This is a genomic window from Pseudonocardia sp. CA-107938 (assembly GCF_050936315.1).
Classification (GTDB): Bacteria; Actinomycetota; Actinomycetes; order Mycobacteriales; family Pseudonocardiaceae; genus Pseudonocardia.
In genome coordinates this window covers 4,816,942-4,829,808 of the sequence record NZ_JBNJNA010000001.1, presented here as the reverse complement: position 1 = coordinate 4,829,808, position 12,867 = coordinate 4,816,942, and the positions used below count along the sequence as shown (strand labels likewise).

The 12,867-nt window shown below is 71.4% G+C and carries 11 protein-coding genes and 1 pseudogene; 3 read left to right on the top strand and 9 right to left on the bottom strand.

Annotated elements, in window-relative coordinates; genetic code table 11:
* Position 1 precedes the first annotated feature (1 nt).
* The gene (locus ACQEVB_RS23930; RefSeq protein ID WP_432975057.1) at positions 2-961 is read left to right on the top strand and encodes an amidohydrolase family protein; all 960 of its coding nucleotides are present in this window, start codon (positions 2-4) and stop codon (positions 959-961) included.
* Here ACQEVB_RS23930 and ACQEVB_RS23925 read toward each other — a convergent pair.
* The 4 genes and pseudogenes from ACQEVB_RS23925 to ACQEVB_RS23910 form a co-directional block, all read right to left on the bottom strand.
* Positions 951-1,223, bottom strand: a complete 273-nt coding sequence (locus ACQEVB_RS23925) for a hypothetical protein (protein ID WP_432980734.1) — start codon at positions 1,221-1,223, stop codon at positions 951-953. The genes ACQEVB_RS23930 and ACQEVB_RS23925 overlap by 11 nt on opposite strands.
* 78 nt (positions 1,224-1,301) lie before the next feature.
* Positions 1,302-2,347, bottom strand: a pseudogene (locus ACQEVB_RS23920) (ABC transporter substrate-binding protein); the annotation flags it as partial.
* A 363-nt stretch (positions 2,348-2,710) separates the two neighbouring features.
* Positions 2,711-3,637 carry a polysaccharide deacetylase family protein gene (locus tag ACQEVB_RS23915; protein WP_432975054.1) on the bottom strand — a complete coding sequence of 309 codons (927 nt, stop codon included), beginning with the start codon at positions 3,635-3,637 and terminating at the stop codon, positions 2,711-2,713.
* A gap of 5 nt (positions 3,638-3,642) precedes the next feature.
* Complete coding sequence (locus ACQEVB_RS23910) at positions 3,643-5,055, bottom strand: FAD-dependent oxidoreductase (RefSeq protein ID WP_432975051.1); 1,413 nt, start codon at positions 5,053-5,055, stop codon at positions 3,643-3,645.
* Positions 5,056-5,260: 205 nt separating this feature from the next.
* Between ACQEVB_RS23910 and ACQEVB_RS23905 the strand changes: the two genes are divergently transcribed.
* Both ACQEVB_RS23905 and ACQEVB_RS23900 read left to right on the top strand, forming a co-directional pair.
* Complete coding sequence (locus tag ACQEVB_RS23905) at positions 5,261-6,505, top strand: cytochrome P450 (RefSeq protein ID WP_432975048.1); 1,245 nt, start codon at positions 5,261-5,263, stop codon at positions 6,503-6,505.
* Between the two features lie 36 nt (positions 6,506-6,541).
* A complete protein-coding gene (locus ACQEVB_RS23900) occupies positions 6,542-7,384 on the top strand; it encodes a mycofactocin-coupled SDR family oxidoreductase (RefSeq protein ID WP_432975045.1) in 843 nt (280 codons plus the stop codon).
* Between the two features lie 20 nt (positions 7,385-7,404).
* Here ACQEVB_RS23900 and ACQEVB_RS23895 read toward each other — a convergent pair whose 3' ends face one another.
* The 5 genes from ACQEVB_RS23895 to ACQEVB_RS23875 form a co-directional block, all read right to left on the bottom strand.
* Entirely contained in the window at positions 7,405-8,658 is a 1,254-nt protein-coding gene (locus tag ACQEVB_RS23895; protein WP_432975042.1) for a bifunctional 3,4-dihydroxy-2-butanone-4-phosphate synthase/GTP cyclohydrolase II, read from the bottom strand.
* A 185-nt stretch (positions 8,659-8,843) separates the two neighbouring features.
* Entirely contained in the window at positions 8,844-9,836 is a 993-nt protein-coding gene (locus tag ACQEVB_RS23890; protein ID WP_432975039.1) for an amidohydrolase family protein, read from the bottom strand.
* 38 nt (positions 9,837-9,874) lie between these two features.
* The gene (locus ACQEVB_RS23885; protein ID WP_432975036.1) at positions 9,875-10,600 is read right to left on the bottom strand and encodes a Crp/Fnr family transcriptional regulator; all 726 of its coding nucleotides are present in this window, start codon (positions 10,598-10,600) and stop codon (positions 9,875-9,877) included.
* A 171-nt stretch (positions 10,601-10,771) separates the two neighbouring features.
* Positions 10,772-11,917 carry an LLM class flavin-dependent oxidoreductase gene (locus ACQEVB_RS23880; protein WP_432975033.1) on the bottom strand — a complete coding sequence of 382 codons (1,146 nt, stop codon included), beginning with the start codon at positions 11,915-11,917 and terminating at the stop codon, positions 10,772-10,774.
* Entirely contained in the window at positions 11,917-12,747 is an 831-nt protein-coding gene (locus ACQEVB_RS23875; protein WP_432975030.1) for an alpha/beta fold hydrolase, read from the bottom strand. The genes ACQEVB_RS23880 and ACQEVB_RS23875 overlap by 1 nt, the downstream gene beginning before the upstream one ends.
* Between the last annotated feature and the right edge of the window lie 120 nt (positions 12,748-12,867).

Below are 12,867 nucleotides of genomic sequence, written 5' to 3'. Positions count from 1 at the left end.
GTTGTCCCCGTTCGAGATCATCGACGCCCAGCTGCATGAACCCGCGATCCGGTTCGACTGGAGCGGGACCGACCCACGGGTCCGCCGACGGGTCCTCGACGAGGTGCTGGTCGCGACGATGGACGCCGTCGGCGTCGACGGGGCGGTGCTGTTCCCCGCGGACACCGGGTGGGCCACCGAGCTCGCCGCCGCGCTCCCCCACCGCTTCCGGGTGGTCCCGCCGCTCGCGCCCGGCGGGCACCTGCGGGGGTTCACTCCCGATGGGGTGGTCAACGAGCTGGACCCGCTCGCGCCGGACATCCCCGAGCGGATCAAGGAGTTCGCCGCGCGGCACCCGTGCGCCGGCTTCCGGATGATGGACCGGCGCACCCTGCCCGAATCCGTGGCTGGTCGGGAGTCCGTGGAACTGTTCGCGCCGGTCCTGCAGGCCTGCGAGGACATCGGGGTCGCGATCTTCCTGTCGGCCGCGGGCGACCGGGCCACGCCGCGCGCCATCGCGCGGGCCCATCCGCAGCTCACCGTGGTCATCGACCACCTGGGCCTGCGCCAGCCGCCCACCAACCCCCGCGACGTGCCGCCCTTCCGCGAGCTCGACTCGCTGCTGGCGCTGGCCGCGGAGCCGAACATCGCGCTCAAGGCCACCGGCGTGCCCACCCTGTCCGAGGCGGCCTATCCCTTCGCGGACCTGTGGCCCTCCCTGCGCCGGCTGCTCGACGCGTTCGGCGCCGATCGGCTGATGTGGGGTTCGGACATCTCCCGCATCCAGGGCCGGATCGGCCACGACCTGCGGATCCTGCCGGATTATCAGCCCTACCATGGCCTGCACACCTACTCCGAGGCCGTGCACTACGTGCGGGACTCCGACCAGCTCACCGCCGCGGAGAAGGCCGCCCTGCTCGGGGGGACGGTTCGCCGGCTGCTCGGCTGGCCCGCCGAGCAGCCGGCCCGACTCACCTCGTGACGGTGACCGCGCTCGCCTTGACCGCGCCCTTCAGCGTCCAGTAGCTGTCGACGAAGCCGCCGATCTTGCTCGTCGTCGCGTACCCGTTGTTCTGCCGGCAGAACGGGACGTAGAACGCGTTCTGCGCCGCGATGGACTCCGCCTGGCGGTACAGCGCCGCGCGCTGGTCGGCGGCGGGTGTCCTGGCGGCCTGCCCGACCAGCTCCTTGTACTGCGCGCCCTGCGGGGTGCTCAGATCGACGAACGCCGGATTGGCCAGCACGCCGGTGTTGTATCCCAGCGAGGGGTCGATCCCGCCGCCCGCGTTGAGGTTGATCGTCGCCATGTTGGCCTTGCCCGAGGACAGCTGCGCCACCACGTACACGCGCGAGGGCTGGCTGTTGAGCGTGGCCTGGATGCCGATCTTCGCGAGCTCGGCCTGGATGGCCTGGCCCGCCACGACGTCCTGGGAGGACATGGACGAGGCCAGCGTGATCGGAGGCAGGCCCCTTCCGTCCGGGTACCCGGCCTGCGCGAGCAGCTGCCTGGCCTGGTCGAGGTCGTAGACGGGCCCGCGAGATCCGGGTTGTAACCGATCTGGTTCGGCATCGGGACCTGCCAGGCCGGCGTCCTGTCGCACCCCATCTGGTCGGCGAGCACGCCCGGGACCAGTGCCCCGAAGTTGATCGCGTGCGCGACGGCCCGCCGCACCAGCGGGTTGTCGAACGGCGCGGTGAACACGAACGCGACCGCCATCGTGTTGAAGCTCGGGCGCACCGAGTTGCGGAACCGGTCGTCGACGGTCGGCAGGGCCCCCGGACCGATCAGGTTGGGTGTGCCCGTGTACTGGACGCCCTGGTACTGGCCGCTCTTGAGACCGTTGAGCCGGGCGTTGCCGTCGAGCACGTAGTCGAACTGGAAGCGGGCCGGGGCGTGCACGATCGACGCGGCGTCCCAGTAGTCCGCGCGCTTGACCAGGACGGACCGGGTGCTGGGCTGGTAGCTCTCCAGGACGTACGGGCCGGTGCCGACACCCTTGGCGCCGCTGCGGATCGCGCTCTCGTCGTTGATCAGCTTCGGATTGATCATCATCCCGGGCATGCCGGCCAGGGTGTTGAGCAGGGTCGGGTCGGGCCGCGACACCGTGATCATCGCGGCGTTCGGGCCGTCCGGCCGCACGCCGGTGATCGTGGCCAGGTTGACCTTCTCCAGCGAGGTCTGGCCCGAGCGCGCGCGGTCGAGGCTGGCGACCACGGACGAGGAGTCGAACGGCGTCCCGTCCGAGAACGTGACGCCTTCCCGCAGCGTCAGCCGCAGGGTGAGGTTGTCCGCCGACCACTCCCACTTCGTGGCCAGGCCCGGCGCCAGGGTCAGGTCGACCTGCGGGCGGATGAGCGGGTCGTACATGTCGATGATCCCGCCGATCGCACCGGCGGTCTTGTACGGGTCGAGATCCGGTCCGACCATCGCGCCGGCGAACACGACCGAGGCGTTGTCGTCGTACTGGACCGGCCCGTTCCTGCTCGCCGAGCTGGAGGCCCCGCCACATCCCGACAGCACGGTCACGAGGACCGCCGACACGGCCAGGAGTGCACCGGACAGAGAACGCTTGCGCATCGACCACCACTTTCACGCCGTTGCGAGAGGGCTACCAGGACGGAACGGGGTCAGTGTTCGCAGTCGCTCTCGCCGCCACCACGACAGCGGTCACCGAGTGGCGTGATGCAGGTCGCTCCGGCCCGACGTCGGCGCACCTGCCCGTCAGGGAGGTCAGTGGCGGACGTCGATGATGCCCTGCTCCGGCGAGATCTTCGACTCGAACTCCTTGCGCCACCACGCGGCGACCTCGCTGTAGTTCGTCACCCAGACGTCGTCGTAGCGGTGGATGTGCTCCAGCAACCCGCGCATGACGGCCGCGTTGTCCGGGCGGCCCGAGATGTACGGGTGGGTGCCGTAGTTGTAGAGCAGCGGGGTCCTGCTCGCCGCCTGGTAGTACGCGTCGAACGCGTCGGTCAGGAGCCGGACGCCCTCGGACACGCCGCGCACGTTGCGGGTGAACAGCGGCAGGTCGTTGAGGTTGCCGGCGAGCCGGTACGGGATCTCGACGACGGTGCGGTCCCCGCCGTGGACGAAGTAGGGGAGCTCGTCGTCCTGCAGGTCGCCGTGGAAGTCGTACCCGGTCTCGGCCAGCAGGTCCAGGGTGTCGTCGTTGGCCTCGGCGGCCGGCGAGACCCAACCGCCCGGGCGCCGCCCGAGGATCGACTCGACGGCGTCGCGGGCCGTCAGCATCGTCTCCCGCTGCTCCTCGCGGCTCATCTGCCCGATCACGCGGCCCTGCGAGTAGCCGTGCGGGTTGAGGTCGTGCCCGTCGGCCGCCAGCGCCCGCAGCACGTCCGGGAACTGCTCCACGGCCTGCCCGCTCGTCCAGAGCGTGACCTTCATGTCGAAGTCGGCGTAGATCTCCCGCAGCCGGTGCAGGCCGACAGTGAACCCGTAGTCGACGGTGCTCTGCGTACTGATGGACGGTGCTGTGCCCCGTCCGGCGGCGAACGTGCCGGCAGCGCTGATCCCCTCCTTCTGCGTCCAGTCCCACTGCTCGGGGGCGGTGTAGACCAGGACCGCGATGCGGGCCCCGTTGGGCCACGCCGCCAGACCCGTGCGGTCCGCGTACGGGATCCTGCTCGACTTCACGCGCATGCTCGCTACCTCTCCGATCGTCCCGATGCGTGGTGTCCCGCCCGCCGGCCCATGGTGAGGGCGCTGGCGATCGAGGTCGCACCGATGTAGTGGGGGCCGAGGATGCCGCCCGCGGCCTCGCCGGCGGCGTAGAGACCCGGGATGACCCGGCCGAACCGGTCGATCACGCGGGCGTGCTCGTCGATCTGCAGTCCGGCCTGGGTGACGATCAGCCCGATGGGCAGCGTCCGCACCGCGTAGAACGGCGGCTCGGCGATCCGGGCCGGCGTCGGGTAGCCGTAGGCCGCGAGCGACTCGTGGCGCAGGAACTCCGGGTCGTACCCGTTCGGGAGGGTCTCGTTCCACCGCTCGAGCGTCGCGACGAGGGTGTCCGGGTCCGCCCCGATCATGCCGGCGAGGGTGCGCAGGTCACCGGCGCGGTGGGTGCGCCCGGCGTCGGCCTCGGCCTGCACGGGCTCCGGGGACCAGGCCGGATAGCCGGGCGGCAGCCCGCGCCGACCTGCCTCGTCGAAGACCATCCAGGCGTGCCCGCCGATGGCCTCCATGAGGCTCACCGCGACCGAGTACGGGGCGTCCTCGTCGCTGTAGCGCCGGCCGGTGCCGTCGACGAGAACGCGCGCCACGGGCGGGAAACCGGACTGCCAGTGGTGGTCGCGCTGGAAGTACGCGCCGATGAGCAGGCTGCCCCAGTCCTCGCCGACGATAGCGGCGCCGACCTGGTCGGCGAAGGCGACGTGGTCGCCGCGGCTGCCCTGGCCAGCCACCACGTACCGGTCCGCACCGGCACGGAGAGCCCGGGGGAACAACCGGGCCAGCAGCTCGTCGTTGCGGGCGAACCCGCCGCTCGCCACCACCACGGCGGGGACGCGGACCTCGACGTCGTCCGCGACGACGCCGGTGACCCGGCCGTTCTCGATGAGCAGACGCTCGACGCGGGTGCCGAGCACGAGCTCGACGCCACGGTCCTTGCGCGCCCGTTCGAGCACCTGCGCGAGCGCGTAGCCCTCGCCCACCGGGATGTGCCCCCGGCGCGGCACCTCGACGCCGAGCTTGCGGATGCCCGGCTGGTGCGAGTTCTCGGACAGGTGCGGCGGAACCTCCAGGCCCATGCCGAGCAGCCACTCGAAGGTCGGGGTCGACTCGTAGCAGAACGTGCGGATCAGCCCGGGCCGCAGGACCCACTGGTTGAGGTCCATGTAGTGGCGGTAATAGAGCTCGGGCGAGTCCTCGAGGCCCAGGGCCGACTGCACGCTGGTCCCGGCGGCGCAGAACACCCCACCGGACAGCGCCATCGAGCCGCCGAACTCGCGCTCGGACTCGAAGACGAGCACCCGGCAACCGCCCTCGGCGGCCGATACCGCGGCCGACAGCCCACCGGCTCCGGAACCGATCACGACCAGGTCCCACTCGTCGTCCATCCCGGACCCTCCTCCCCGTCGAGCAGTGCCGCGTCGACCACGGATCGGCATCGACACTAGGCAGCCACCACGGCACGATCTAGAACCGAACGCACACTCGCGGTGACCTGGGTCGCATCCGGCGGCTACCTGCGTCATTGCCCGGCGCGACCGACGCTCAGCACAGTGGCCGGAGTTCGTGTCCCCGCACACATGGCAGGAGCCCATGGTCTCCGCGCAGAAGTGTCCCGTCGAGCTCCCCGACGGGTACGACCCGTTCTCCGGCGCCCAGCTCATCGATCCGCACCCCGTCTGGGAGCTCGCCCGAGCGGAGATGCCGGTGTTCCGCAGCCCTGTGCTCGACGCGTGGGTGATCACCCGCAACGCCGACGTCGTTGCGGTGCTGCGAGATCCAGCGACCTTCGGGTCCGTGGTGTCGCGCAAGATGTTCGCCGAGACGTGCCCCGAGGCCGACCGCCTGCTCGACGCGCTCCCGCCGCTGGCGGAGACCAACCCGCTCGCGTCCTCGCCACCGGTCCACACCAAGCTGCGGCGCTACCTGCAGCCCAGCTTCACCCCACGCCGGGTGGCCACCCTCGAACCCGACGTCCGGGCGATCGCCGATTCGCTCGTCGACCGGATGGTCCCCGCCGGGCACGCGGACTTCTACGCCGCCTTCGCCTACCGCTACCCGCTGCTGGTGATCTTCCGCTTGCTCGGCATGCCGGAATCGGACCAGGAGAAGGTCAAGGGCTGGGCGAACCAGCGGCTCGCGCTGCGCTACGGGAAGCTGGCGCCGCAGGAGCAGCTCGTCGCCGCCCGCGCCCAGCACGACTACCACCGCTACTGCACGGCCCTGGTCGCCGAACGCCGGCGCGACCCGGGGCAGGACCTGCTCTCGTGGATGGTCGCGGACTCCGACGCCGGCGACGACCCGCTCACCGAGGACCAGCTCGCCTCCCAGGTCACGTCCCTGCTCACCGCCGGGCACGAGACCACTGCGCACTGGCTCACCCTCGCCCTGCGCCGGTTGCTGTCCGACCGGCGCCAATGGGAAGCCCTGGTGGCCGACCCGCACCCGACCACCGCACAGCTGGAGGAGAGCCTGCGCATCGACGGCCCGGTCCTGTCGCTCTGGCGGGAGGCCCGCACCGACGTCGAGCTCGGCGGCGCGACGATCCGGGCAGGGGAACGGGTCTCGGTCGTCCTCGGCTCCGCCAACGCGGACGGCGAGGTGTTCCCCGAGCCGGCGAGGTTCGATCCGAGCCGGCCCAACGTCGCCGCCCACTTGGCCTTCGGTCGCGGCATCCACACCTGCGTCGGCGCCGGGTTGGCGCGCCTCGAGGGCCGCATCGCGTTGGAGGTGCTGGCCACGCGCCTCCCGACCCTGCGGCTGGCCGCGCACGACGGGTTCCGGATCGTCCCGAGCGCCACCCAGCGCGCGGCCCAGCGATTGTTCGTCGAGTGGTAATCCGGCGGTTCGGCACACACCACGACAGGAGAGATCGTGAGTCTGGTTGACGGGAAGACCGCGCTGATCACCGGCGCTGCGAGTGGCATCGGCCGGGCGCACGCCGTCCGGTTCGCCGAGGAGGGCGCGAACGTCGTCGTCTTCGACATCGAGAAGGGCGTCGAGTCCAACGGCTACGGCCCGCCGGACGACGGCGGTCTGGAGAAGACGGCGGAGCTCGTCCGCAGCGCCGGCGGCAAGGTCCTCACCGCGATCGCGGACGTCCGCGACCAAGGTCAGCTCGACGAGGTCGTGGCACGCGGCATCGCCGAGTTCGGCCAGATCGACGCGCTGGTCGCGAACGCCGGCATCCTCAGCGTCGGCAACATCTGGGACCTCAGCGACGAGCAGTGGACCGTCCTGCTCGATGTCAACCTGACCGGCGTGTGGCGCTCGATGAAGGCCCTGATGCCGCACATGATGGAGCGCCGGTCCGGATCGATGGTGCTCATCTCCTCCATCAACGGTGAGGAGCCGGGCCCGAACTACGCCCACTACACCGCGGCCAAGCACGGGGTGATCGGCCTGATGCGGGCGGGCGCGCTCGAGCTGGGCCCCTGCGGCATCCGGGTCAACGCGATCATGCCCGGCATCATCGACACGCCCCAGAACAAGTGGCAGGGCGCGCTGGACATGATGGCCGGCCATCCCGGCGGCACGCTCGAGCACCGCGCCGAGATCGGCCGCAAGTTCGCGCCGCTGGCGGAGTCCGGCTGGCTGCCGCCCGAGGCGATCGCCGACGCCTCGCTCTGGCTGTCCAGCGACCTCGCCCGTTACGTCACCGGCATCCCGGTGCCGGTGGAGGCAGGGCACATGCTGCTGTCCGGCCGGATCGAGTGACCTCGCCGCACCGGTGCGGCTCAGCGAGCCTCGGCCTCGTCCAGCTGGTGACCGAAGCGCCGGCGCTTGGTCTCGAGGTAGGACACGTTCTCCGGGTTGGGCGTGGTGACGATCGGTTCGCGGGCCGCGATGCGGATGCCGTGTCCGGCCAGCCCCCGGTACTTGGCGGGGTTGTTCGTCATGAGCCGGACATCCTGGACCCCGAGGTCTCGCAGGATGAGCGCACCGATGCCGTACTCGCGCGAGTCGGCGGGCACGCCCAGGGCGAGATTGGCGTCCACGGTGTCGAGGCCGGTGTCCTGCAGCCGGTAGGCGCGCAGCTTGTGGCTCAGGCCGATCCCGCGGCCCTCGTGCCCGCGCAGGTAGACCACGACTCCGCGGCCAGCCTTCCCGATGCGGGCGAGCGCCACGTCGAGCTGCTCGCCGCAGTCGCAGCGGCGCGAACCGAAGACGTCGCCGGTGAGGCACTCCGAGTGCACCCGGACCGGTACGGGTGCACCGCCGCCGAGCCGCTGGTCCACGTCGCCCAACACGAGCGCCACGTGCTCGATGCCGTCGAGCTCGGACACGTAGGTGACGGCGGTGAACTCGCCGTGGTCGGTCGGGATGCGCCCCTCGGCGGCCCGCCGCACCAGGCTCTCCGACCGGTACCGGACGAGGTCGGCGACGCTCAGGAGCACCAACCCGTGCTCGTCGGCGAACCGCCGCACGTCCGCGCCGCAGGTCATGGTGCCGTCGTCGTTGGTGACCTCGGCCAGCACGCCCGCGGGAGACAGGCCGGCGAGCCGGCACAGGTCGACCGCGCTCTCCGTGTGGCCGGCGCGCTTGAGCACGCCGCCGGGGCGGGCACGCAGCGGGAAGACGTGGCCGGGTCGCACGAGGTCCGACGGCTGCGTTCCCGGATCGGCCAGTGCCCGCACCGTGGCAGCGCGGTCCGCCGCCGAGACGCCGGTCGTGATGCCGACGCGCAGGTCCACCGACACCGTGAACGCGGTCTGCCGCGGGTCCTCGCCGTGCTCGACCATCAACGGCAGGTCCAGCTGGTCCGCCCGCTCGTCGGGCACGGCCACGCAGATCAGCCCGCTGGTGTGCCGGATCACGAAGGCGATGGTCTCGGGCGTGGCGAGCTCGGCCGCCAGGATCAGATCGGCCTCGTTCTCCCGGTCCTCGTCGTCGACGACGAGGACCGGGCGGCCCGCGCGCAGCTCGTCGAGCGCGCGATCCACCGGTCCCGGCTCCCTCAGGAACTCCACGACCGCGTTGTTGGCGTCCATGTCCCCACCCCGTTCTCACGTCACCGATCGGGGGCGGGTCGGTGGAACCGCGGATCGCGCCGGTCCGTCCCCTGTCCCGGACAAGCGTGGTCCCGTGGCAGGATCCCGCCGAGGACCGCGGTCGCCCCGCCGGGTGAGCTAGGTTGCCTTGCGGGCGGACGTGGGTCGGCCCGTCCGATCCCGGCTCACACCGGACGGGCGGTGAAGACGGAGCGCGCGGTGCCGGCGAGGACGGCCTCGAGCTCGGCCGGCGAGCCGGCGGACTCCTCCACCGCTGCGGCCACCCGGACGCCGGCCCGTTCGCGTGCCGTGGCCCCGAAGTCGGACCCGAGCATGATCCGGTTCGGCCCGACGACCTGGTGCAGGAAGCGCAGCGCGGGTGCGGTCATCAGGACCGTGTCGTAGTAGAGGGCCCGCAGGAGCTCCGGCACCGGGCGCTCGCCCCGGCGCGGGTGGTCCTGGGCGAAGCGTCCCGCCTGGTACGGCAGCATGCCGCCGCCGTGGACGGCGACGAGGCGCAGGTCCGGGAAGCGGTCCAGCACCCCGGTCACCAGCAGCTCCGCCGTCACCAGGGTGGTCTCGATGTTGCGCGCGTAGAGCCCGCGCAGCGCCGGGTGCCCGGCCAGCAGGCCGGCCGCGCCGGACGAGGTCGTCGCGTGCAGGACGACCGGGGTGCCGAGATCGGTCGCCGCCGCCCAGAGCGGATCTCTGGCGGGATCGGACAGGGGGACGCCGGGAGGCGAGCAGGGAATCATGACCCCGCGCATGCCGAGCTGCGTGACGGCGCGCCGCAGCTCAGTCGCCGCGGCCTCCGCATCGCCCAGGTGAACGGTCGCGTGGGCGGAGAGCAACCCGTCCGAGTCCCCGACGGATGTCGCGAGCGCGTCGTTGAGCAGAGCTGCCCAGTCCCGCCCGAGCGGGGCGGGCAGCTCCTGGCCCTGCACGTCCAGCCACGGGGCCACGATCTGGTGCGCGAGCCCCTGGTCCGCCATCCAGTCGATCCGCTCCGGCCCGTCGAGCATCACGCCGGCGATCGGCCGCAGCGCCGGCGCGCCCGGCAGCTGCACGATCCAGCTGCCGCCGACCTGCTCCACTGCGGTGCCGAAGGCACGGGTCCCGGCGATCTCGGAGAGGAACACACGCGGCACGCAGTGGCCGTGGACGTCGATCGCTTTCATCAGGTGCCCCGCGGCCCACCCGGGTCACGAGTGATCGCTCATTCGATCTCGGCCTCGTGGCCGAGCGCGGTCGCATCCAGGATCTCCAGCTTTCGCCCGGAGTAGCGGACGATGCCCCGGGAGCGGAACTGGGCGATGATCCGGGTGACGACCTCGCGCACGGTGCCGACGGCATCGGCCAGCTCCTGCTGGGACAGCCAGACTGTGGGCAGCCCGGTCCCCGGGTCCTTCACCGCCAGCTGCGAGATGTGCTGCGCGATCCGGGTGGAGGTGTCGGCGAAGACGCTGGCCTCCAGCGCGCTCGTGCGGAGCATGACCACTCGGCACAGCTCCCGTGCAAGCGCCAGGGCCACCGACGGGTTGGCCTGGACCGCGCTCATGAAGCGGGAGCCGCGGATCATCAGCACCCGGGAGGGCACGAGCGCCTGGAACATCAGCCGCTGCTCGAAGGCGGGGCTCTCGCTCAAGGTCCGGACCAGGCCCCAGACATCACCCGGTCGCATGTACTGCAACGTCGCCTGCCGACCGCTCGGGCTCCGCAGGTAACCGCGGAAGACACCCTCGACCACGAGGCTCACCGGGTGCGGCTCGGTGAGCCACTGGTAGTCGGTCTCGTGCACCAGATGACCCGCGGCGAACGTCGAGACGACCGACTCCGCCAGCAGCTCGCTGCGCAGATCGCTGCCCGGCAACTGCCCCAGGAAGCTGTCGTTCCACGCAGCCCGCACACCCGAGTCCTGCTCGTGCAGGGTGCCCGCTGCCATCGCGCCCCTTCCACTGCCGTTCGTCGGCCGGTTGCGTTCCACCGTGCCGACACGAGGATCCTGTCCCTGGGCGAGACGCATGTCCAGCATCCTTCCGCCGATCCTGACCCAGCACGCGGACGTGGGGCACGTCGCCGGACCGTGCTTCCCGCGGTCCGGCGACGGCACGATTCAGACCGAGGCGAGCTCCCCCAGGCGGGGGGCCACCTCCGTGGCGTAGAGCTCGAGACTCCGCGAGGTCTCCTTGAACCCCATCGGTCCGGCGTGGCCCATCATCAGGATGTGGCCGAAGCCGCCGACCGCGTCGTGGAAGCGCCGGATCTGGTCGACGACCTGGTCCGGGGTGCCCGCGAAGAGCACGCCCTTCTCGATCATCCAGTCCAGGCTCTGGTTCTTGGCCTGCCGGGCCTGCGGCACCGGCGCCGTCGACGTGCCGATCATCGCCAGCCGCGCAGGTGCGGTGTACCCCGGCGGCTGCGCGAGGTACGGAGGCACCTTGTTCGCGTCGAAGTACCAGCGCAGCTTCTCCGCCCCCACCCGCGCCTGGGCCTCGGTCTCGCCCACGAACACCTGCACCCCGTAGGCCAGCCGGTCCGCCGGGCACTCCACGCCGTTCGTCGCCGTGTAGGTCTCGCGGTAGCTGTCGTAGAGCTTCTTGGTCATGTCCCAGCCGGTGACGAAGCACGCCATGGTGTGCCCGCGCTGCGCGATCGGCGGGATGCTGCTCGGGCTCGTCCCGGTCACCCAGACCGGCGGCCGCGGCTGCTGGTAGGGCCGCGGCCAGATGTTGACGTACCGGTGGTGCCAGGTCCCCTCCCACGAGAACGGTCCCTCGTGCTCGTCCCAGGCCTTGAGGATCAGGTCGTGGGCCTCCCACATGCGCTCGTGCATGCCCGTCGGCCGGCTGTTGGCCGGCAGCACCTCGAACGGCACGCCGCGGACGAACCCCACCTCGAGCCGTCCCTTGGACAGCACGTCGATCATCGCCATCTCCTCGGCGATGCGCAGCGGATCCCGCCGGTTGGCGATCGGGTTGCCCAGGATCAGGATGCGGGCCTTCTTCGTGGTGCGCGCGAGGATCGCCGCCATCAGCGGGGTGGCCGGCACGATGCAGGTCGCCGTCGCGTGGTGCTCGTTCGTCATCACGTTCAGGCCCTGCTCGTCGGCCTGCTGCCACAGGTCGAGGTACATGTCGTACAACCCGGCGCCGACGACCGGGTCGAAGTTCTTGTTGGGCAGCGAGACCCTGATCGAGTCGTAGGTGTCGGGATCCGGCAGGGCCGGGTACGGGCACTCGCTGAAATACCAGGTCTGCACTACTGGGTGTCCCTTCCGGCGGTGGCCGCCAACGCCGGGGCGTTGCCGGCCGAGAACTTGGTGATCAGCTCGGCGGTCTCGGTCGGCTTCTCGATCTCCGGGTAGTGGCCGGCGCCCGCCACCCGCTCCAGCTGCGCGTCCGGGAAGCAGTTCGCGAGCGACTCGTAGTAGTCCTGGTCGACGAGCCCGTCCTCGTCCCCGGCGATGACCAGCACCGGGGCGGTGATCCGGGGCAGGAGCCCGGGCAGGCGCGGGTTGTGCAGGTAGGGCTCCCACACGTAGTGCATGAACGACTCGCGGTACTCCGCGCGCTCGATGACGTCCTCGGTGGACATCCGTCCCCGCCAGGGGTCGAGCTCGCCGTCGGCGTAGAGGGTGTCGCGGATGGTGTCGGGTGCGGCCACCAGCACCTCGGCGAAGCTGCGGTCGGTGCGTCCGTTGAACTTCGCCCCCACCGGCGAGATCACCGTCAGCGAGGTGAACCGGCGCGGCTCCATGACCGCGGCCTCGAGCGCGACCCATGCCCCCAGCGAGGCGCCGACCAGGGAGCACTCGACGATGCCGAGGTCGTCGAGCAGGTCGAGGTACAGGTACGCGAGCTCCTGAGGGCGATCCACCCCGGGCACCCGCCCTCGACGGTCGAAGCCGGGGTGGGTGATCGTGAGCACGCGGCTCGACTCGGACAGCCGGTCGACGAGGGCGCGAACGGTGTCGGGGCCCTCCTCGCCGTGCAGCACGACGACCGGCGGAGTCGGGTCCGCGGTCGAGCCGGTGTCCGCGATCGTGACCTCTGCGCCCCAGGCCCGGAGCTTTCGGCGATCGCTGTGCACGATGGCCCCTTTCACGACGTCACGGGCGCGCCGCGAACGTCAGAGCTGACGAGAGTGGTCGACGTCGCTGCTGGCGACGACGCCGACGATGGTCGCGGTCGCGCCGGGCAGGGGCTACGA